Origin of the sequence: Phenylobacterium sp., from assembly GCF_022402485.1 — a bacterium.
Lineage (GTDB): Bacteria > Pseudomonadota > Alphaproteobacteria > Caulobacterales > Caulobacteraceae > Phenylobacterium.
In genome coordinates, this window is the sequence record NZ_JAKRSA010000009.1 from 57,054 (window position 1) to 78,180 (window position 21,127).

General features: G+C 66.5%; 20 protein-coding genes. 9 read left to right on the top strand and 11 right to left on the bottom strand.

Translation table 11 applies throughout. From position 1 onward, the window contains the following. The first annotated feature begins 69 nt into the window (after window positions 1-69). Entirely contained in the window at window positions 70-1,449 is a 1,380-nt protein-coding gene (hemN, locus tag MH112_RS01560; protein ID WP_296562979.1) for an oxygen-independent coproporphyrinogen III oxidase, read from the top strand. Between the two features lie 19 nt (window positions 1,450-1,468). Here the strand turns inward: hemN and MH112_RS01565 are convergent, their stop codons facing one another. The 3 genes from MH112_RS01565 to MH112_RS01575 form a co-directional block, all read right to left on the bottom strand. Continuing rightward, a complete protein-coding gene (locus MH112_RS01565; protein WP_296562980.1) occupies window positions 1,469-1,924 on the bottom strand; it encodes a flavin reductase family protein in 456 nt (151 codons plus the stop codon). Between the two features lie 286 nt (window positions 1,925-2,210). Further along, window positions 2,211-3,464, bottom strand: a complete 1,254-nt coding sequence (locus MH112_RS01570) for an MFS transporter (protein ID WP_296562982.1) — start codon at window positions 3,462-3,464, stop codon at window positions 2,211-2,213. 163 nt (window positions 3,465-3,627) lie between these two features. Next, on the bottom strand, window positions 3,628-4,119 hold the full coding sequence (locus MH112_RS01575; RefSeq protein ID WP_296562984.1) for a hypothetical protein: 492 nt from the start codon (window positions 4,117-4,119) through the stop codon (window positions 3,628-3,630). 137 nt (window positions 4,120-4,256) lie between these two features. Here MH112_RS01575 and MH112_RS01580 point away from each other — a divergent pair, with 137 nt between their 5' ends. Further along, window positions 4,257-5,045: a M48 family metallopeptidase gene (locus tag MH112_RS01580; protein ID WP_296562986.1), complete on the top strand. Its 789-nt coding sequence runs from the start codon at window positions 4,257-4,259 to the stop codon at window positions 5,043-5,045. Window positions 5,046-5,084: 39 nt separating this feature from the next. On the opposite strand, the gene MH112_RS01585 is transcribed toward MH112_RS01580, so the two are convergent. The 6 genes from MH112_RS01585 to MH112_RS01610 form a co-directional block, all read right to left on the bottom strand. Further along, window positions 5,085-5,852, bottom strand: a complete 768-nt coding sequence (locus tag MH112_RS01585; protein WP_296562988.1) for an SDR family oxidoreductase — start codon at window positions 5,850-5,852, stop codon at window positions 5,085-5,087. Between the two features lie 36 nt (window positions 5,853-5,888). Then, window positions 5,889-6,686 carry an SDR family NAD(P)-dependent oxidoreductase gene (locus tag MH112_RS01590; protein ID WP_296562990.1) on the bottom strand — a complete coding sequence of 266 codons (798 nt, stop codon included), beginning with the start codon at window positions 6,684-6,686 and terminating at the stop codon, window positions 5,889-5,891. Then, window positions 6,686-7,255 carry a carboxymuconolactone decarboxylase family protein gene (locus MH112_RS01595; protein ID WP_296562991.1) on the bottom strand — a complete coding sequence of 190 codons (570 nt, stop codon included), beginning with the start codon at window positions 7,253-7,255 and terminating at the stop codon, window positions 6,686-6,688. The genes MH112_RS01590 and MH112_RS01595 overlap by 1 nt, the downstream gene beginning before the upstream one ends. A gap of 479 nt (window positions 7,256-7,734) precedes the next feature. Further along, window positions 7,735-8,181 (bottom strand): aminoglycoside 6'-N-acetyltransferase, encoded by a 447-nt coding sequence (gene aac(6') / locus MH112_RS01600; protein ID WP_365785854.1) that lies wholly within the window; start codon window positions 8,179-8,181, stop codon window positions 7,735-7,737. 70 nt (window positions 8,182-8,251) lie between these two features. Then, the gene (gene fghA / locus MH112_RS01605; RefSeq protein ID WP_296562993.1) at window positions 8,252-9,094 is read right to left on the bottom strand and encodes an S-formylglutathione hydrolase; all 843 of its coding nucleotides are present in this window, start codon (window positions 9,092-9,094) and stop codon (window positions 8,252-8,254) included. Between the two features lie 8 nt (window positions 9,095-9,102). After that, window positions 9,103-10,212 carry an S-(hydroxymethyl)glutathione dehydrogenase/class III alcohol dehydrogenase gene (locus MH112_RS01610; protein ID WP_296562997.1) on the bottom strand — a complete coding sequence of 370 codons (1,110 nt, stop codon included), beginning with the start codon at window positions 10,210-10,212 and terminating at the stop codon, window positions 9,103-9,105. A gap of 156 nt (window positions 10,213-10,368) precedes the next feature. Between MH112_RS01610 and MH112_RS01615 the strand changes: the two genes are divergently transcribed. Then, complete coding sequence (locus MH112_RS01615; protein WP_296562999.1) at window positions 10,369-11,787, top strand: nodulation protein NfeD; 1,419 nt, start codon at window positions 10,369-10,371, stop codon at window positions 11,785-11,787. 21 nt (window positions 11,788-11,808) lie between these two features. Beyond that, on the top strand, window positions 11,809-12,570 hold the full coding sequence (locus tag MH112_RS01620) for a slipin family protein (RefSeq protein WP_296563000.1): 762 nt from the start codon (window positions 11,809-11,811) through the stop codon (window positions 12,568-12,570). A gap of 15 nt (window positions 12,571-12,585) precedes the next feature. On the opposite strand, the gene MH112_RS01625 is transcribed toward MH112_RS01620, so the two are convergent. Next, window positions 12,586-13,800 carry a CoA transferase gene (locus MH112_RS01625; protein ID WP_296563002.1) on the bottom strand — a complete coding sequence of 405 codons (1,215 nt, stop codon included), beginning with the start codon at window positions 13,798-13,800 and terminating at the stop codon, window positions 12,586-12,588. Window positions 13,801-13,950: 150 nt separating this feature from the next. Here MH112_RS01625 and MH112_RS01630 point away from each other — a divergent pair, with 150 nt between their 5' ends. The 5 genes from MH112_RS01630 to MH112_RS01650 all read left to right on the top strand — a co-directional run bounded on the left by MH112_RS01630 (window position 13,951) and on the right by MH112_RS01650 (window position 19,594). Continuing rightward, a complete protein-coding gene (locus MH112_RS01630; RefSeq protein ID WP_296563004.1) occupies window positions 13,951-14,763 on the top strand; it encodes a CoA ester lyase in 813 nt (270 codons plus the stop codon). Window positions 14,764-14,767: 4 nt separating this feature from the next. Next, entirely contained in the window at window positions 14,768-15,289 is a 522-nt protein-coding gene (locus MH112_RS01635) for a MaoC family dehydratase (RefSeq protein ID WP_296563005.1), read from the top strand. A 43-nt stretch (window positions 15,290-15,332) separates the two neighbouring features. Further along, window positions 15,333-17,222: an alkyl sulfatase dimerization domain-containing protein gene (locus MH112_RS01640; RefSeq protein ID WP_296563007.1), complete on the top strand. Its 1,890-nt coding sequence runs from the start codon at window positions 15,333-15,335 to the stop codon at window positions 17,220-17,222. 264 nt (window positions 17,223-17,486) lie between these two features. After that, window positions 17,487-18,887: an alginate export family protein gene (locus MH112_RS01645; RefSeq protein ID WP_296563009.1), complete on the top strand. Its 1,401-nt coding sequence runs from the start codon at window positions 17,487-17,489 to the stop codon at window positions 18,885-18,887. Window positions 18,888-19,072: 185 nt separating this feature from the next. After that, entirely contained in the window at window positions 19,073-19,594 is a 522-nt protein-coding gene (locus tag MH112_RS01650; protein ID WP_296563011.1) for a DUF1993 domain-containing protein, read from the top strand. Window positions 19,595-19,674: 80 nt separating this feature from the next. On the opposite strand, the gene MH112_RS01655 is transcribed toward MH112_RS01650, so the two are convergent. Beyond that, window positions 19,675-21,126: a glutamate synthase subunit beta gene (locus MH112_RS01655; protein WP_296563013.1), complete on the bottom strand. Its 1,452-nt coding sequence runs from the start codon at window positions 21,124-21,126 to the stop codon at window positions 19,675-19,677. Between the last annotated feature and the right edge of the window lies 1 nt (window position 21,127).

Genomic DNA, 21,127 nt, shown 5'->3' on the forward strand with positions numbered 1-21,127 from the left:
TGGCGTAGCGGCCTTTTCCGCTTTTGATCTGCGTCACGGCAAACCGCGCGCCCCTGGGGATGATGAGGCATGACCGTGCTTTACAATCCCCACGCCCCCGCCGACGCGCACCTGATCGCCAAGTACGATGGCCGCGCGCCCCGCTATACCAGCTACCCCACAGCGGTGCAGTTCACCCCTAAGGTGACCGATGCCACCTACCGTGCCTGGCTGGCCGATTTGCCGGTGACGACGCCGGTTTCGGTCTATCTGCACATCCCCTTCTGTGCCCGGCTCTGCTGGTACTGCGGCTGCAACACCCGCGCCGTCAGCCGCCATGAACCGGTGCGCGACTATGTTGCCCTGTTGATGACCGAGCTCTCGCTGCTGGAGCAGGCCCTGCCCGGCAAGATGACCGTGGGCGACATCCACCTGGGGGGCGGCACCCCCAACATGCTCAATGCCGAGGAGCTGGCGACGATCTTTGGCGGCCTGCGCCATGTCTTCCGGGTGACCCCGGATGCGGAGATCGCCGCTGAGCTGGATCCTGCGGTGCTGTCGCGGGACTGGATCAAGGCCGCGGCCTATCACGGACTGTCACGGGCGAGCCTCGGGGTTCAGAATCTGGCCCCAGAGGTCCAGAGCGCCGTCAATCGGCAGGAGCGGTTCGAGGACATCGCCGAGTGCGTGAACGATCTGCGCCAGGCCGGCGTCGGCTCGATCAATCTCGACCTGATGTATGGCCTGCCCCTCCAGACCACCCGGAACACCCTGGCCACCCTGGACGCGGTGCTGACCCTGAAGCCCGAGCGCCTGGCCCTGTTCGGCTATGCCCATGTGCCCTGGATGAAGGCCCACCAGCAGCTGATCGATGAGGCCGCCCTGCCCGGCCCGGCCGAGCGGCTGGAGCAAAGCCAGGCTGCCGCCGAACGCCTGAAGGCCGAGGGCTACATCCAGATCGGCCTCGACCACTTTGCCCTGCCCGAAGACTCCCTGGCCAAGGCCGCCGTCAGCGGCAACCTGCATCGGAACTTCCAGGGCTACACCACAGACCTGGCCGGCACGCTGCTGGGCCTGGGGGCTTCGGCCATCGGCACCACTCCGGGGGGCTTTGTGCAGAACATCACCCAGGAACTGGGCTGGCGACATGCGGTGGCCGACGGCAAGCTGCCGATCGCCAGAGGCGTCGCGGTCACGGACGACGACCGCTTCCGGGCCGATATCATCGAGCGCCTGATGTGCGACTTCGCCGTCGACTTGGCCGCCGCCTGTGAGCGGCATGGCCGGACGCTCGCCGATGTGGACGACGCCATTGCCCGCCTGCACGGCTTCCAACAGGACGGCTTGGCCACCTGGGACGGCCAGCGCCTGACGGTCACGCCCCGAGGCCGCATGCTGGTCCGCTCGATCTGCGCCCTGTTCGACGCCTATCTGGCACCCGACGCCCAGCGTCATGCCAAGGCGATCTGAACCCCAGAGGGGCTGGGGTTCACCCCGCCGCGCCCCCTGGGTTCAGGAACTTGCCTTGACTGTAGATCAGAGGCTCGCCCGGGATCACCTGCATCTGCAGCCCGCGGCCGATCAAGAGCTCATGATCGCCGGCCTCATGGTGGGCGTGAAGGTGGCAGTCGATGCTGGCCAGCACCCCTGAGAGTCTGGGCGCGCCGGTGGCACCAGCGGTGAACGGCACATCCTTGAACCGGTCCATGGCCAGGGGGTTGGCGAACAACCGCGCCAGTTCGCCCTGTCCCGCCGAAAGGATGTTGATGCAGAAGACCCCGGACCAGCGGACCGCTGCCAGGGTGCGGCTCCTCTGGTCCAGGCAGACCAGCAGCAAGGGTGGCGTCAGGGAGACCGATGAAAAGGCGCTGACGGTCGTGCCCAGGGGGCGGCCAGAGTCATCTGGTGTGGTGACGATCACAACGCCGCTTGCAAAACTCCCCATGGCGCGACGCCAGGCCTGGGGGTCCAGGCCGAGGGCAGAATGAGGCCCGTTGGGTGACGTGGGGTCGTCCATCACGCGGTCCAAAGCCTCGTCAACCACCGAACGTCCCGGGGTCGCGTTCGATGGGCCACTCGGCAGCCTCCCCTAGGGTCGTGGCCGGGTGGGTCGAGCATGGTCATGCTGGCTTCTGAACCTCTTCGCCCGCAAATGAATGGCATGTGGGTAAGCCCTGGGCGTCATCCTTGACAAGGCTGGTCTGTGACAATGCCCTCGAGATCACAAGGGGCTAGTGCTGTGGCGGTCGCATGAAGAGCGCGGCGACAAACACCAGGGCAGCGGCGACACCGAACAGCTGAAAGGTGGGGGCAAAGCTGCCAAGCCCATCGCGCATGTATCCACCGATCAGGGGGCCAAGGGCCGACAGGGCACCCACCAGACAGACCGTGGAAAAGATCTCCAGATTGTTCTGTCGCCCAAAATAGTTGAGCAGCAGGATCGTCACCGCCAGGGCCGTCAGCCCAAACCCGATCCCCGTGCCCACCGCATAGATGACCATCAGCAGGTAGGTATCGGCCACGCTGAGGGCCATCGAACCCACCCCCAGAACGCCGATGGCGAATACCAGCAGCCACTTGGGATCGATCCGGTCCCCGATGACGCCGCCGCCCAGGCGCGCGACAGTGGCCATCAGACCCTCGAGGCTCAGCATGCCCGCGGCCACACCCGCCCCCACGCCGCGCTCCGACAGGTGCGCCACCGAGAGGCTGGACACGGTCACCCCGCTCAGCAGGTGAATGAAATAGGCCAGGACCAGGACGTAGAACTGCGGCGTGGCCATGGCCTGCCGCAAGGTCCAGTCATGGACTGTGCGATAGACCGCCAGGGGCGCCAGGCGCGGCGCGGCGGCGGCGGCCTCGGCCTCAGCCTTGACCGCGCGATCAATCCGCTCCGAAGAGTCCTTCAGCCAGGCTGTGTCGGGGATCAGCAGGGAACAGATCACGCCGATGGTCAGCGCCGCCACCGCCTGCAAGGCCCAGAACGGCCGCCAGGCACCGCCGGCCGCCTCCATCACGCCAATCGCCATCCAGGGGCCCGCCACGCCGCCCAGGCCCCCCAGGGTGAAATAGAGGCCAAAGGCCATGGCGCGCTTCTGGAAAACCGCCGCCAGGACGTGGGTGCCTGGGATCAGGGCCATCAGCTGGTAGGCCACCCCGCAGAGCGCCGTGCCGAGGAAATAGATCCAGACGCCGGGGGTCAGGTAGAGGCAGATAAAGCCAGCCGCCATGACCCCTGTGCCCAGCAACAGGGCGGCCCGAACCCCAAACCGGCGAATGATCAACGGCGGCAGCCAGGCCGAGCCGCCACAGAAGGCGCCCAGCAGGGTGAAGCCCAGGCCCGCCTGCGCCCAGCTCCACTGCTGATCAGCCACCATGGCCGGCAGAACCACACCGAGAGACGAGAAGGTCGCCGCAGAGATCAGGAACAGGAGCAGGCTGAAGACGCCCAGAAGCCCCCAGGGGCGCCATTCGCTCACGCGCATGCCGTTTATCCTTGCCCAGACCGGTCTCATCTGCGGCCGGCCGCCGGGACAAAAGCATAGCCGGGCGACCCTGTCATATGGCGCGTGCCAGACTGACAGAGCCAAGGCTCAGCGCATCGGGAACCGCGGGTCTTGGGGTTGGCGCACCGTGATGAACCTGGCCCTAGTGCAAGACCGCGCCCTTGGGCCGGCCACAGGGGGGCGAAGTGCCACCTTCCAGCCTCGCGGGCAGGCCAAGGCCCTCATGGGCCAGGACCATATTCAAGGCCCGGGCAAAGATCGCCACCGGCTCAGGCTGGATGACCAGCGGCGCCAGCAGAGCGCGGGCGATTCCCATGTCCACCCGCGACACCCCACAGGCCACGATCAGTCTCTGCTCGTCCTCGCCATAACCGGCGCAGCCGCTGCAGGCGATCTGCAAGGGCCGCCGGGTCTGACGCTCCAAGGCCTCCATCAGGGCCACGAAGATCGCCCCGGCCCGATCGCTCACCTGCTCGGCCATCAGCTGGCGCACGCAGGCCTGTGGTGCTTCCCCCGACAGGCGCAGCCCGGCCCAAAGCCTGAGCCCGGCCAGGACGACCTGCTCGCCGCTGGTCAGGTCAGAAGGCGCCAGGACCCTGTCGACCTCGATCCGACCCCCTGCATCATCAGCCATGACATACGCCTCTTTGTTGCGACTAGTTCTTAATAGCGTTAGCTTGCTCTGACGGCGCCGTCAAACCTCCTTTGAGGTCATCTCCCGCCCGGCGCGTTCTTGCGCTATCGTGACCACGCTCCAAGGGAAGACCGACCATGAAGATGACCGCTCGCAGGCCTAAGCGCCCTTTGAAAACCCTGGCCCTGGCGGCCGCCCTGTCGATTCCCCTGGGCCTCACCGCCTGTTCCTACAGCGAAGAACTGGGCCGCCAGCAGATGTTGCTGGTGGATCCCGCCGCCTTGTCTCAGCAGGGGGCACAGGCCTGGTCGCAGATGAAGCAGACCTCGAAGCTGTCCAATGACGCCGCCGCCAATGCCCGGCTTCGCCGGATTGGCAACCAGATCGTCGCCGCCACCAACCTGGGAAATCAGGCCTGGGAATATGCCGTGTTCGAGGACAAATCGATCAACGCCTTCGTCCTGCCCGGCGGCAAGGTGGGCGTGACCACAGGCATGATGGCCTTTGTCGCCAATGATGATGAACTGGCCGCGGTGCTGGGCCATGAGGTGGCCCACGTGATGGCCAATCACGCCGCCGAGCGTTACTCCCAGTCGACGCTCGCCCAGGTCGGCGCAGGGGTGATCGGGGCCGTGACCCAGAACGCCGAGAGCGAGCTGGCTCAGACCCTCGGCCGCTATGCCGCCCCGGCCCTGCAGGTCGCCGTCCTGATGCCCTATTCCCGTCAGCACGAACTGGAGGCTGACCGCATTGGCCTTGATCTCATGGTACGGGCGGGCTTCAGCGCCAAACGGGGGGTCAACCTCTGGCGTCGGATGGCCGCGCGCGGAGGCTCAGCCACCCCCGCCATCCTGTCGACCCATCCTTCAGACGCCGCGCGCGTCCAGCAGCTGGACGCCTACATCGCCGCGCGCGGCTATTCCTGAGGTGCCCGCACGGCAACCTCAGGCCTTCCGATCAAAACGCTAGAACTCGGCTGAGCCGCCATCGCAGGGCACCACCGCTCCGGTGGTGTAGGCCGAGGCCCGGCTGCTGAGGAAGATCGCCACACCGGCGATGTCCTCAGGCTGGCCGATGCGGCCGCGGGGATTGCCCTTGGCGATGGCGTCGCCCGCCTGGGCCAGCGTCGCGGCCATCATCTTCGACGGGAAGGGCCCAGGTGCGATGGCGTTGACCAGGATGTGCTCGGGGGCCAGGCGCTTGGCCAGGTGGCGGGTCAGCATGATGCAGCCGGCCTTGGAGGTGGAATAGGCGTAGGTCTCCAGCGTCGGCGGCGCGATGCCGTTCACCGAGGCGATATTGATGACCCGCGAGGGCTCTTCGGCGGTGGCGGCCGCCCGCAGAAGCGGCAAGAGCTTCTGGGTCAGGAAGAAGATCGACTTGACGTTCAGGTCGACGGTCTTGTCCCAACCGTCCTCCGAATACTCATCGATCGGCGCCCCCCAGGTGGCGCCGGCATTGTTGACCAGCACATCGAGACGGCTCTCACGTTCCTTGATGGCGTCCGCCAGACCCTCGATTCCCGCCATGCCGCCCAGATCAAAGGGCAGCGAGATGCAGGTCCCGTACTCCGATAGCTCCTCGGCCACCCGGTCGCAGACCTCGGCCTTGCGGGACGAGATGTAGACCTTGGCGCCATTTTCCACATAGCCGCGGGCGATCATCTCGCCGATGCCCCGGCTGCCGCCGGTCACGAGGACGACCTTGCCCTCAACGCTGAACAGATTCTTCAAAGCCCAATCTCCTGGAAAACGTCGGTTGAAACGGGATCAGCCAATACGGCTGGACATGCCGCCGTCAACCGGCAGCAGAACGCCAGTGATGAAGGCGCTCTCATCGCTGGCCAGGAACAGGGCCGCATAGGCGGTGTCCCAGGCCGTGCCCATCTGGGCGCCCAGGGGCACCCGGGCACCCCGGGCCGCGCGGACGGCTTCCTGATCCTGGCCGGTAGCCTGGGCGATGCCGGCCACAGCCATGGGGGTGTCCATCAGGCCCGGCAGGATGGCGTTGCAGCGGACCCGGTACTTGGCGTTGGACTGGGCGATGCTGGTGGTCAGGCGGTTCATAGCCGCCTTAGAGACCTCATAGGCCACCTGGGTCCCGCCGGCGATCGACGCCAGGGACGAGATGTTGATGATGGCCCCGCCCCCCTGGGCCCGCATGCCCGGAAGGGCGGCCTTGCTGGTCAGCCAGGCACTCTTCAGATTGACCGCCAGAATACGGTCAAAGGCGTCTTCATCGACCAGATGGGCCGGTCCATCACCGCCGCCGATCCCCACATTGTTCACCAGGATGTCGAGGCGACCGAGACGCGCCTCAGCCTCGGCGATCACGCCGGCCGCGCCCTCGGCCTTGGCGACGTTGACGGCGAAGGCATAGGCCGCTCCACCTTCGCCAGCGATCATGTCCGCCGTCTCCTGGGCGCGCTCGGCGACCTTGTCGACGCAAAGCACGCGGGCACCTTCGCGGGCAAACAGCAGCGCCATGGCGCGGCCATTGCCGATGGTCTGGCCCGGCGTCTGGCCCGCCCCGCAGACCAGGGCGGTCTTCCCCTCCAGCCGGCCCATCAGAAGCCCTTGAGGTCCGGATCAAGGGTCTGGCCCTCGTCCAGCTGCACCCCGAAGGTGTTCAGCATCATCGAGACCTGGGTGTACTGACCGGCGGAAAACACCACATCCATCTTCTGCTTATCGCTGAAATGGGCGTCCAGGGCCTTCCAGGTCGGCTCGGTGATGAACTGGTCATGGTGCAGTTCGTCGGCGGCACGGACCAGGGCCGCATCAGCCGCGCTCCAGCCGGGCGCGTCGGGGCCAAGCTTGATGCGGGCCACCTCGTCGTCGGTAAGGCCCGCCTGCTTGCCGATCGGCACATGCTGGGTCCACTCATAGCCCGAACGGCAGAGGTAGCCGATGCGCAGGATGACGATCTCCCGCTCCCGCGCCGGCAGCCCGTTTCTGCGGGACAGGATATAGTTGCCCCAGCCCATGAAACCCTTCATGGCCTTGGGCTCCCGGGCCAGGGTGCGGAAGATGTTCAGCACCCGGCCACGCTCGGCCATGGGGGCCAGCAGCTCCCGCTGATCGGCGTCCATATCCTTGTCGGCGAGGGGTTCAATCCGGGGTTTGGCCAGGCGCATGGGTCGTCCTCCGCTGTTCTGATCAGCGCCCTCGATCACCGGCCTCAGCTCGAATTCTAGGGTCGAGTCTGGACCAGGGATCGGCGAGGACGCCGGTGTTCCATGGTCTCATGGTCCAGACCCAGCGGTGCCGTCAATCTTAAGTCGCCCGAACCTTGGGCCTAGATCTGGGGCGATGAAGCCGCAACTGGCGCCGGCTCGGCCTGGGGCGTGGGTACGATCAGACCCGTGGGCGCCTTATGGCACAACGCCCTGGGGGTGATCGCAATTGCCGGGGCTCCGGTTGGGGGCTGATTTGAGGAAGCGCTAGGGCGGCGGCCGCTGCTCCCGTCATTCTCGGCCCTGTGTCGAGTATCCCCCTCGCGCCCGCGCCCGCCCTCGACAGGGATGCTCGCCACAAGGGCGAGCATGACGCGGTGGGGGTGGGCTGTGCCCTGGAAGCCGACTCTCAGAGCGGCGGCAACGGGTGGGAAGCGGACCTAAAGTCTCTTGCGAAAATAAACCACGCGCTCCGTCTCTTCGAACCCGACCGCTACATGAAAATCATGGCTCGCCAAGTTGTCGATCAGAGCGTCCGACGCGAACTCTGTGCACCCCATCCTACGTCCCCAAGCCTCGACGGCGAAGGTGAGTGCTCGTGCCGCTCCGCTACCCCGGCGTTCCGGAACGACGTAAATTCCCTCCAAGAAGGCGACGGGTGAGGTGTGGCAGCCGTTGACGTAGTCGTGACGCAGAGCAGCCTCCGTGAAGCCGCACACCACTCCTGCGAGGTCTACTGCAACGAGCACAATCTTATCGTTGTCTGGGGATGTGAGCGCAGAGCGCGATTCCTGCTCATGCTGATCGACTGGGCTGCTCGGCCAAAGTGACGCGCGCATTCTAGCCAAATGCTCAAGATCATCGATGCACGCCGGGCGAACTTCCATTCGGGCAGGTTCCCTATTTCGGCCAACGTCCGCAATGGGTCGTGAGCCGATGTTCCTCAGGCAGCCCCTATCAACCCCGCAGCTTCTCCGCGTGAAACGCCACGTGGTCGACGATGAAGCTGGCCATGAAGAAGTAGGAGTGGTCGTAGCCGGCCTGCCGGCGCAGGGTCAGCTTCTGGCCGGCGGCGGCGCAGGCGGCCTCCAGGAGTTCGGGCTTGAGCTGTTCGGCCAGGAAGTTGTCGCCTAGGCCCTGGTCCACCAGGATGTCGTCGAACCGGCCCTTGGCCGCGCCGGCCTCGATCAGCAAGGCTGCGTCGTGGTCTGCCCAGGTGGCGCGATCCTCGCCCAGATAGGCGGTGAACGCCTTCTCCCCCCAGGGGCAGCGGGTGGGCGAGCAGATGGGCGCGAAGGCTGAGACCGAGCGGAAGATGTCCGGGCGGCGCAGGGCGAGTGTCAGGGCACCGTGGCCGCCCATGGAGTGGCCGGAAACGCCGACGCAGTCCCGCGCGATGGGGAACTCGGCAACCACCGTGTCCAGTAGTTCGCCGGTGACATAGGTCTCCATCTGGAAGTGCGGCGTCCATGGCGCCTGGGTGGCGTCCACATAGAAGCCCGCCCCCTGCCCCAGGTCATAGGCGGGATCGTCGGCCACGCCTTCGCCCCGGGGGCTGGTGTCGGGCGCGAGGACCGCCAGGCCGTGGGCGGCGGCGGGGCCATAGGCACCGGCCTTGGTGGTGAAGTTGTCCTCCGTGCAGGTCAGGCCAGACAGCCAGACCAGCAGCGGGAATGGCCCCGCGCCTTCCGGCAGGAAGAGCGAGAACCGCATGGGCGTGCCGGTGACCGCGCTCTGGTGGCGGAGATAGCGCAGGCTCCCGCCGTGAACACGGTGCTGCTGGACGGTCTCGAGGCTCATCGGCGCGCTCAAAAGACCACGACGCTGCGGATGCTTTCGCCCGCATGCATCAGGTCGAAGGCCTTGTTGATGTCTTCGAGCGGCATGGTGTGGGTGATCATCGGGTCGATCTCGATCTTGCCGTTCATGTACCAGTCGACGATGGTCGGCACGTCGGTGCGCCCGCGGGCGCCGCCAAAGGCCGTGCCCTTCCAGACCCGGCCGGTCACCAGCTGGAAGGGGCGCGTGGCGATCTCCTTGCCGGCCTCGGCCACGCCGATGATGATGCTCTCGCCCCAGCCCCTATGGCAGGCCTCGAGCGCCTGGCGCATCACCTGGACATTGCCGGTGCAGTCGAAGGTGTAGTCGGCGCCGCCCCCGGTCATCTCCACCAGATGGGCGACCACGTCGCCATCCAGGGTCTTGGGATTGACGAAGTGGGTCATGCCAAACCGCCGGCCCCATTCCTCGCGGTCGGGATTGATGTCGACGCCGATGATCATCGAGGCGCCGACCATGCGCAGGCCCTGCAGGACGTTGAGGCCAATGCCGCCCAGGCCGAACACCACGGCGTTGGCGCCTGGCTCCACCTTGGCCGTATTGGTCACTGCGCCCACGCCGGTGGTCACGCCGCAGCCGATGTAGCAGGCCTTGTCGAAGGGGGCGTCGGAGCGGATCTTGGCGAGCGCAATCTCCGGCAGGACCGTGAAGTTGGAGAAGGTCGAGCAGCCCATATAGTGGTGGACCATCTGGCCCTTATAGGAGAACCGGCTGGTGCCGTCGGGCATGACGCCCTTGCCCTGGGTTCCCCGGATCGCCGTGCAGAGGTTGGTCTTACGCGACAGGCAGCTTTTGCACTGGCGGCACTCAGGCGTGTAGAGCGGGATCACGTGATCGCCGGGCTTCAGGCTGGTGACGCCGGGCCCCACCTCGACCACCACGCCCGCGCCCTCATGGCCCAGGATCGAGGGGAAGACCCCTTCGGAATCCAGGCCGTCCAGGGTGTAGGCGTCTGTGTGGCAGATGCCCGTGGCCTTGATCTCCACCAGCACTTCGAAGGCCTTGGGCCCTTCCAGATCCAGCTCGACGATCTCCAGGGGCTTCTTGGCTTCAAAGGCGACGGCGGCGCGGGTCTTCATGGCGGGGCTCCGTAGGTTTTCCGGCCCCTGGTGGCGCCTCGCGCCCCCCGGATCAAGCGTCGGGGACGAGAAGCCCCCCTAAGGCGCAGAAGATGATATGATCTGCGCCACCATGGCGGGCGGAGCGTGCGCCCGAAGTCGCCAAGGGAGAAAGACATGTCCGGCCCGGTGCCGAACATCAGGGATTGGTGGAGACAGGCGGGGCTATGGCTCGCCAGTTTAGCCCTGTGTCTGGCAAGCGCCCATGGGGCTCTTGCCCAAACGCCTCAGCCGGCCCAGACCCCTCCCCCGCTGGTGCTGGTGTTTGACCTGGACGGTGCGGTGGGCCCGGCCACGGCGGAGTATCTGCAGCGGGGGCTCGAACAGGCCGCCACTCGTGAGGCGAGCCTGGCGGTCATCCGCATGAATACGCCCGGCGGGCTCGACTCCTCCACCCGGGACATCATCGCCGACATCCTGGCCTCACCGACGCCCGTGGCGGTGTTTGTCACCCCGGCTGGGGCACGGGCGGCCAGCGCAGGCACCTACATCCTCTATGCCAGCCATCTGGCGGCCATGACGCCGGGTGCCCATCTGGGCGCAGCCACGCCGGTGCAGATGGGCGGGTCCAGCCCGTTGATGCCTGAGCGCGAGGCGCCTGCCACCCCCGACAGCGCCGAGCGCGCCAAGACGGCTGGGACGCCCCAGCCTGACGCCATGACGGCCAAGGTGACCAATGATGCGGTGGCCTATATCCGCAGCCTCGCCGGGCTACAGGGCCGCGACCCGGTGTTTGCCGAGCTTGCCGTGCGGCGGGCCGAGACCCTGACGGCCACTGAGGCCCTCGATCAGGGGGTGATCGAGATCCTGACCCGGGATATGGACGGCCTGCTGGCCGCCGCCCATGGGCGCACCGTCTTGCTGAATGGCGAACCCCTGGTTCTGAACACCGCAGAAGCCCAGGTAGAGACCCTGTCGCCGGACTGGCGGGCGCAGATCCTGGCGGTCATCACCAATCCCAACATCGCCTATCTGCTGATGCTGGTGGGCATCTACGGGCTGATCTTCGAGTTCACCTCTCCTGGCGCTGTGGGGCCAGGGGCGGTGGGGGCGGTATCCCTGCTGCTGGGTCTGTTTTCCCTGAACATGCTGCCGGTGGACTATGCCGGCGCGGCCCTGATTGCCCTCGGCATCGCCCTGTTGCTGGTGGAGGTGTTCATCCCCGGATTTGGCCTGTTTGGCGCGGCAGGTGCGGTCGCCCTGGCCCTGGGGTCTCTGATGCTGTTTCGGGAAGCCCCGGGCTTCAAGCTGTCGCCCTATGTGGTCCTGGCGTCCGTCGGCCTCAGCGTCGGCTTCTTTCTCATTGCCCTGCGGGCGGCGGTGCAAGCGGCCCGGCGGGGCGTGACCACGGGTCAGGCCGCCCTGCTCAACGCCCATGCCGTCGTCAAGAGCTGGGAGGGCCAGCAAGGCTATGTCCATGCCCAGGGCGAGGACTGGCACGCCGTCTCAGGCGTTTCTCTCTCACCTGGCCAACCGGTGCGGATTGCCGCCCGGGACGGCCTCACCCTCACCGTCGAACCCGACAAACCCGCCTGAGGCGGCAGAAGGATCAAGCCCATGTTCGATATCGCCAGCTACGGCGCATTACTCGTCTTCCTCATCATCATCCTGCTGCAGGCGGTGAAGGTGATGCGGGAATATGAGCGGGCCGTGGTCTTTACCCTGGGCCGCTTCACCGGCGTCAAGGGCCCCGGCCTGATCCTGCTGATCCCCGTGGTCCAGCAGATGGTCAAGGTGGACCTGCGCACCATCGTCCTGGATGTGCCCAGCCAGGATGTGATCAGCCGCGACAACGTCTCGGTGAAGGTCTCAGCTGTGCTGTACTTCCGGGTGATCGACGCCGACCGGGCGGTGATCCAGGTGGAAAACTATATGGAGGCCACAAGCCAGCTGGCCCAGACCACCCTGCGCTCGGTGCTCGGCAAGCATGACCTGGACGAGATGCTGGCCGAGCGCGACAAGCTCAACAGCGACATCCAGGAAATCCTCGACAGCCAGACCGAAGAATGGGGCATCAAGGTCGCCAATGTGGAGATCAAGCATGTCGATATCGACGAGAGCATGATCCGCGCCATCGCCCGGCAGGCCGAGGCCGAACGCAACCGCCGCGCCCGGGTCATCAATGCGGACGGGGAAAAGCAAGCCGCCCACGCCATGCTGGAAGCCGCCCAGACCCTGGCGACCATCCCTGAGGCCATGCAGCTGCGCTATCTGAACACCCTGGCCGACATCGGGGCTGATCAGAACACCACTATCGTCTTCCCGATGCCCATGGATCTGGGCTCCCTGCTGGGCAATCTGACCAAGCCCAAGGCTTAGAGGGGCTAGGCGGCCTCAGGCGCTGGCGACGATGCCAGCGTCGTGCAGGCGGGCGATCTCGGCGGCAGGCAGGCCCAGAACCTCGGCCAGCACCTGCTCGGTGTGCTGGCCGAGCCGGGCCGCTGGTTGGGCTGGCGCGCGCACATCCTGCGGCAGGGTCGCGGCATAGCCCGGCACGGGATAGGTCGCGCCGCTGGGCTGGGCCAGGTCTGAAAACAGCGGGCTGCCCTTGAACAGGCGGGGGTCCTCCAGGGCCTCCTCCAGGGTCTGATAAGGACCCCAGCAGACGCCGAGCTCATCGAACCTGGGTAGCATGTCCGCGGCCGACAGGGCGGCGAAACCCGCCTCAAAGATGGGGATCAAGGCGTCGGAATGGGCAAAGCGCACGCCCTCGTCCTTACGGAAATCGACGCCCCTGGCCTGCTCTACCGCCGCGACGGCGCGCCCGACCCCCAGAACCTCGATAAGGCCCGTCCATTGGCGCGGTGTGATAGCCACGACCATCAGGCGCCGGCCGTCCCGGGTCAGGAAATCCCGGCCGAAGGCACCATAGAGGCTGTTGCCCATGCGGCCGCGTACGCCGGTCCCGGCCAGGATCTCGGCGGTCATACCCATATTGGCCAGGCTGGCGGCGGCCACGTCGGAGAGGGGGATACGGATCTCCCGGCCCTGACCAGTGCGCATCCGCGACAGCAGGGCGGCCACCAGATTGTAGGCGGCGAAGGCGCCGGTGAGCAGGTCCCAGGCGGGCAGCACATGGTTCACCGGTCGGGGATCGTCGGGATGGCCGGTCATCAGCGGCACGCCGATGGCGCTGTTGATCGTGTAGTCGACGCCAGGGCCCCCATCGGCCCAGCCCATGACCCGCACACAGATCAGATCCTCGCGCAGGGCTTTCAGTCGGTCATAGGACAGGAAGCCATCGACGGGGAAGTTGGTCACAAACAGGCCCGCGTCGGGTCCCGGCGAAGCCGCCAGCCGCTGGGCGAGCTCGCGCCCCTCGGGACGGGAGAGATCGAGGGCCACCGATTTCTTGCCCTTGTTGAGCCCCTCCCAATAGAGGCTCGATCCGTTGGGGGCGAGCGGCCAGCGGCGGAAGTCGGGACCGCCGCCGATATTGTCGAACCGGATCACCTCGGCGCCGAGTTGGGCGAGATAAAGTCCGCAGGTGGGGCCGGCGATAAAGGCCGAGCCCTCGACCACCGTAAGGCCCTTCAACAGATCATACATGGCGCGCTCCCGGCCCGGTTGGCGCTTGCGATGCGCCTTCCACGACCCATAGCATAGGTGCCGGTTGACGCTGGGGACGCCCTGGCCCTTGGGCGCGCGGGAGTGTCATATCCTGGCCTGCCGACTCGCAACGGTCCGTCAGGAGGATGCTTGGCCCAGTTCCGTTCACTGCTGTTCACCCCGGCCAATCGCCCCGACCGCTTTGAGCGCGCCCTGGCCAGCGGCGCCGACGCCGTCTGCCTGGACCTGGAGGATGCCGTGGCCCCGCCCGACAAGGCCCGGGCCCGGACCAGCGCCGTCGAGTTTCTGGCCGGCCGACCGGCCGGTGGCATCCCTGTCGGCGTTCGCCTCAATGGCCGCACCACCCCGTGGTTCACCGATGACCTGAGGGCCGCTGCCAACGCCCGGGCCGACTTCTTCATGGTGCCCAAGACGGCAGGTGCCCAAGAGCTCACCATGATGCAGCGGGCCCTGGGCGACGCCCGCCCGCTCTGGCCCCTGGTGGAAACGCCAGAAGGCCTGATGCGCTGCTGGGAAATCGCCGATGCCCCAGGCGTCGCGGGCGTGCTGTTTGGCGCCTTCGACTTCAGCGCCGAGGTCGGCTGCGACATGAGCTGGGAGCCCCTGCTTTTTGCCCGCAGCCAGATCGCGGCGGCCTGCGCCCGGGCGGGCATTCAGGCCCTGGACGCTCCCCCGGCCCTGGTGGGGGAACCTGAGGTCCTGGCGGTGGAGACCGATCGCGCCCGAAGGCTTGGCTTCACGGGCCGGGCGGCCATCCATCCAGACCAGATTGCCGCGATCCACAGCGCCTACACCCCAAGCCCCGAGGACCTGGCCCGGGCGCAGGCGGTGATTGAGGCCTTTGACGCCGCCAATGGGGGCCCGGCGCTTTTGAATGGAAGACTGATCGAGCTGCCGGTGGCCCGCGCCGCCCGCAGGATTGTGGATCGCGCGAGAGGATGAGCCGATGAAGACCGTCAAGGAGGTCGCCCCTGGGCGCTACCGGGAGACCTTTGGCCGCTACTACGACGACTTCGTGGTGGGCGATGTCTATGAGCACCGCCCCGGAAAAACGGTGACCGAAGCCGACAACCACCTCTTCACCCTGCTGACCCTCAACACCCACCCGCTGCACTTCGACGCCGAATACGGCAAGCACACCGAGTTTGGCCGCAATCTGGTGGTCTCGACCTATACCCTGGCCCTGCTGATCGGCATGAGCGTCAGCGACTGTTCCCAGAAGGCCATCGCCAATCTGGGCATGGACGAAGTCAAGTTCCCCGCCCCGGTCTTCGCCGGCGACACCCTCTACGGCGAGAGCGAGGTTCTGGCCAAGCGTGAGAGCAAGTCCCGGCCGGGCCAGGGGATCGTCACGATCCGGACCCTGGGCAAGAACCAGGACGGCGTGGTGATCGCCACCTTCCGACGCGACATGCTGATCCCCGCCCGCGGTCAGGCGGTGGAGGACAAGCCGGGCAGCGGCTACTAGTCGCAACTCAAAAATAAGAAGACCGATCAGGGAGAGCGGGACGATGACCACGCCTAAGGACGCCACAGACGCCACCTTGCAGGCCCAGGCCGCCCTCAAGGCGCGGCTGCCGGTGGAGGATGGTCAGGACTGGGTCGACGCCCGGCGGGGCTATCTGGGCTCCATTCCCGACGCCAGGATCGAGAACGCCACCGGCGGCGTGGTCTGGAACATGGGGGCGTTTGCCTTCGAGGAGCCCGAGGAGGCACCGCCCACCGTCAACCCTAGCCTCTGGCGCCAGGCCAGGCTCAATGCCCTGCACGGCCTCTTTGAGGTGACGCCGGGGGTCTATCAGGTCCGGGGCTTTGACCTGTCGAACATCACCTTCATCGAGGGCGAGAAGGGCTACCTCGTCATCGACCCGCTCATCTCGGCCGAGCCGGCGGCCGCAGCCCTGGCGCTCATGCGCCAACATCGCGGGGACAAGCCGGTCACCGGCGTCATCTACACCCACTCCCATGTGGACCATTATGGCGGGGTGCGCGGGGTGATCTCTGACGCCGACATCGCCGCTGGCATGCGGATCATTGCGCCTGAAGGCTTCCTGGAGGAGGCGGTCAGCGAGAACGTGCTGGCGGGCAACGCCATGGGTCGCCGGGCCACCTACATGTACGGTGCCCTGCTGCCCCGCAATGCCAAGGGCCATGTGGACTCTGGCCTCGGTAAGACCACCTCCATGGGCTCGGTCAGCCTGATCCCTCCCACCGAGAGCATCAGCAAGACCGGCACAAAGCTGACCATCGACGGGATCGAGATCGAGTTCCAGGTGACCCCGGACACCGAGGCTCCGGCGGAGATGAACTTCTTCTTCCCGCAATTTGGGGCCCTCTGCATGGCCGAGAACTGCTCCTGCCACCTGCACAACATCTATACCCCCAGGGGTGCCCAGGTCCGCGACGCCAAGCGTTGGGCCTTTTACATCGACGAGGCCGCAGACCTTTTCGCAGACCGGACCAAGGTGCTGTTCGCCAGCCACCACTGGCCCCGCTGGGGGGAGGCAAGGGCCCGGGGCTTCCTGGCCAAGCAGCGCGATCTCTACAAGTTCATCCACGACCAGACCCTGCGGATGGCCAATCACGGGATGACACCCCTGGAGATCGGCGAGGTGCTCCGACTGCCGCCGACCCTGGAGGCCGAGTGGTTCACCCGCAGCTACTACGGAACGCTGAACCACAACGCCAAGGCGGTCTATCAGCGCTATCTCGGCTGGTTTGACGGCAATCCCGCCAACCTCCATCCCCATCCGCCGGTCGAGGCCGGCAAGCGCTATGTGGATCTGGCGGGCGGTGCCGAACCCCTGCTGGCCAAGGCCCGCGAGGCCTTTGCAGCCGGCGATTATCGCTGGACCGCTCAGCTGGTGAACCACCTGGTCTTCGCCCAGCCCGACCATGCCGAGGCCCGGGAACTGCAGGCCGATGCCCTGGAGCAGATGGGCTATCAGGCGGAATCGGGACCCTGGCGGGCCTTCTACCTCACCGGGGCCCAGGAACTGCGCCACGTGCGCCCCCCCTCGCCCACCCCGCGCCAGGGGGCGGCGGGCCAGATCCGTAACCTGCCGGCCGAACAGCTGCTGGACTCCCTGTCGGTGCGCCTGAACGGCGAGCGGGCCGGCGAGGTGACTGTGGCCCTCGACATTAGCTTCACCGACACCGGTGAGCGGTTTGGCCTGAGGATCGAGAACGCCGTCCTGCACCACGGCCGTGATCGCGCCGCGCCCGGCGCAACTCCCGTCCGCCTGACCCGTGGTGCCCTGGTGGCCCTGGTGCTTGGAGAAACCGACCTGGCCGGTGCCATGGCCAAGGGCGAGGTGGAAACCGCCCGCCCCGACGACCTTGCCGCCCTGCTCGCCTGCCTGGATCGCTTCGAGTTCTGGTTCGAGATTGTCATGCCCTAGGCGAGACGTTCCGGTGCCTTTTGCCTCGCGCTGGCCCCCCTGACCCAGGGGCCACGCGACGGATCGTCGCGCATGGTCAATGGGCTCCCCTGAGCCGCAAGCCTGCGTCATCAGCCAGGATTCTGTTTTTATTGAACTTCTTTCCTGCCGCGCTAGGGGCCGGGCGGAGGTACCGTTCGGCAAGCCTTAAGCCCAAGGCAAGACTTCAGGCCTAGCTCACGGGGGACAATCCAAACTGTCCGACCAGAGAGATAGCCGAACACCATGCCACTGCGGAGCTCCTTCGCCACCGCCACCGCCCTCCTGGTCCTGGCCAGCGGCCTGGCCACCAGCCCGGCTGCGGCACAATCCAAGCCCTGGACCCTGCATGACGCGGTTGGCGCCCCAGACAATCTGAAGCTCTCGGGATCGGTTCGGGCCCGCTACGAGAGCCTGGAGGGCCAATACCGCCCAGCCTTGGGCGATGGTTCTGACCAAGGCTTGCTCTTGCGCGCGACCCTGTTTGCCGAGCTGGATCTCTCGCCCGTCCGGATCGGCGGCGAGCTGATCGACGCCCGCGCCTTTCTCAACGACAGCGGCTCCCCAACCGGCGTCGCTGACGTCAATGCCCTGGAGCTGATCCAGGCCTATGTGGCCGCCGATGTGAACGACCTGTTTGTCGAGGGTGCCAAGGGTTCGCTTACCCTTGGCCGCTTCACCATGGACCTGGGCTCTCGCCGCCTCGTGGGTCGCTCGGCCTATGGCAACTCCACCAACGCCATGGCCGGGGTCCGGGGGGAATGGAGCGCCAAATCGGCCGGGTCTGCGACCCTGTTCTACAGCTATCTGTCCCAGCGTCGCCCCTCAGACCGGGTCAGCATTCTCGACAACGAGATCGAGGCCGACCGTCACACCGATGACCTGATCCTGGCCGGCGCCTTCTACACGGCCCCCAAGCTGGCGGACGGCAGCCAGCTGGAGCTCTATGGCTTCCGCCTGGAGGAGGACGACTCCCCAACCATGGCCACCCGCAATCGTCAGCTGACCACCCTTGGGGGCCGCATCCTACGCAACCCCTCCCCCGGCAAGTGGGACTACGAAGTTGAGGGCGCCTGGCAGACCGGCACGGCCCGCAACTCCACCAGCGCCGCAGATCGCCGCGACCTCGATGTGGACGCCCAGCTCCTGCACCTGGAGGTCGGTCGGACCTTCAAGGCGCCCTGGTCGCCGCGGATCACCGTGGAATACGACTTCGCCAGCGGCGACAAGAGCAGCGCCGATGGGGACTTTAACCGCTTTGACGGCCTGATCGGCCCCCGGCGCACCGACTTTGGCCCCACCAGCGGATACGGCCCCATTGGCCGGTCCAACATCAACTCACCGGGGGTGCGGTTTGAAGTGGTTCCCAACCCGCGCTGGGACGCCATGATCTTCTACCGCGCCATGTGGCTGGATGAGGCTGGCGACGCCTTCGCCAATACCGGGGTCCGCGACGCCTCGGGCCGCGCCGGCGACTTTGCGGGTCATCAGGTCGAGGCCCGCGCCCGCTACTGGATCGTACCGAAGGCCACCCGGCTGGACATGGGCGTCGCCACCCTGATCAACGGCGAGTTCCTGGATAAGGCGCCTAACGCCACGGGCGGCGAGCCCCTCTATGGCTATTTCGAGGTCACCCAGACCTTCTGAAGGACCGCAGTCCTCCCAAAACCCCTTGAGGGGCGGGGTCAGGGGTTCTGCGGAACCCCATGGCTCCGCCCTTCTTTTTTGGGTTCAGAGTCTTGAGTGTGGATGAACCGCGACAGGCCATGGCGGCGAGGCCTGCGGCGCCCCATTTCAGGTCGAGTGAATCATCATGCTCTCGGAGACGCCCCTTGGCCCTGACCCTCTATGACGCCTCGATCCCGGTTTACGTACAGATGCTGCGCAACCTCGCCGCCCTGCTGGACAAGGCCGAGGCCCACGCCACAGCCACGGGGATGCCGCTCAGCGAGCTTGCCGAGGCGCGCCTGGTGCCAGACATGCATTCCCTGATCGGTCAGGTGCAGTTGGCCAGCGACGCCGCCATACGAGGTGCCGCCCGGCTGGCGGGGGTCACGCCGCCATCCATGCCTGACACCGAAACTACCTATGCGGACCTGAAGGCGCGGGTCGAAGCCACCCTGGCCTTCGTAAAGGGCATCACCCCAGATCAGATCAGCGATGACCTTGAGCGGATCATAGAACTGCCCATGCCCCGCGGTGCCTTCACATTCACGGCCAAGGATTTCGTGTTCACCTATTCGGTGCCGAACTTCCTGTTCCACGTCTCCATGGCCTACGCCCTGCTCCGCCACAAAGGCGCACCCATCGGCAAGATGGACTATCTGGCCGGCGGGCGGGCACCTGCCGCCTGATCTCGCCTGAAACGAAAAGAGGCGGCCAGGGGTCCCTGGCCGCCTCTCTCTGTTCGGTTGGCGCAAGTCCTCCGCTTGCCCTAGCGGGGCAGCTTGCTCGCGCCCATGAGATAGGCGTCCACCGCCTGGGCCGCCTGACGGCCTTCGCGGATGGCCCAGACCACCAGGGACTGGCCCCGGCGCATGTCGCCACAGGCGAAGATCCGCGGCTCTGAGGTGCGATAGTCGTCGACCGACGCCTTCACATTTCCGCGGGGGTCAATGTCGACCTTGGCCTGGTCGACAAAGCCCTCGTGCCGGGGGCTGACAAAGCCCATGGCCAGCAGGACCAGGTCGGCCTTCAGCTGGAAGGTGCTGCCCTCGATCTCCTTCATGACCATGCGGCCATCCTCGCCCTTGACCCACTCCAGGCGGGCGCATTCCAGGGCCTCGATCTTGCCGTCCTTGCCGATGGCGCGCTTGGTCGCCACAGCGAAGTCGCGCTCACAGCCCTCTTCGTGGCTTGAGGAGGTGCGCATCTTCAGGGGCCAGTCGGGCCAGGTCATCAGCTTGTTTTCCCGGGCCGGCGGCTGGGGCATGATTTCAAGCTGGGTGACGGACGCCGCCCCATGACGGTTCGAGGTGCCGATACAGTCCGAGCCGGTGTCGCCGCCGCCGATCACCACCACGTGCTTGCCCTTGGCCGACAGGGTGCCCTGGGGGGCGGCGCGCTCCTCGGGATCGCCGGCGACCCGACGGTTCTGCTGGGTCAGGAAATCCATGGCGAAGTGGATGCCATCGAGATCGCGGTTCTCGATTTCCAGATCCCGGGGCTTCTCGGCCCCGCCCGCCATGACCAGTACATCATAGTCATCCAGCAGCCGCTGGACCGAGACGTTCACGCCGACCTCGAAGTTGGTGCGGAAGATGACGCCCTCGGCCTCCATCTGGCGCACCCGGCGGTCGATGAGGTGCTTCTCCATCTTGAAGTCGGGGATGCCGTAGCGCAGCAGGCCACCGATCCGGTCGCTCTTTTCAAACACCGTGGGCGCATGGCCGGCGCGGGCCAGCTGCTGGGCGCAGGCCAGCCCTGCGGGCCCAGAGCCCACCACCGCCACCCGCTTGCCCGTGCCCCGCGGGGACGGCTGTGGCGTGATCCAGCCTTCTTCCCACCCCTTGTCGACGATCTGGCACTCGATCGTTTTGATGGTCACGGGGTTGTCGACGATGTTCAAGGTGCAGGCCGCCTCGCAGGGCGCGGGGCAGACCCGACCGGTGAACTCGGGGAAGTTATTGGTCGACTGCAGGTTCTCCAGCGCCGACTCCCACTGCTCGCGGTAGACGAGGTTGTTGAAGTCCGGGATCTGGTTGTTTACCGGACAGCCGTTGTGACAGTACGGAATCCCGCAATCCATGCAGCGCGACGCCTGCTTGGTCAGGTCCGGCTGGTCCAGGGGTTTGACGAACTCGTTCCAGGTCTTCAGGCGGGACTCGGGCTTTTCGTAGCCACGATCCTGACGTTCGATCTCAAGGAAGCCAGTGGGCTTTCCCATG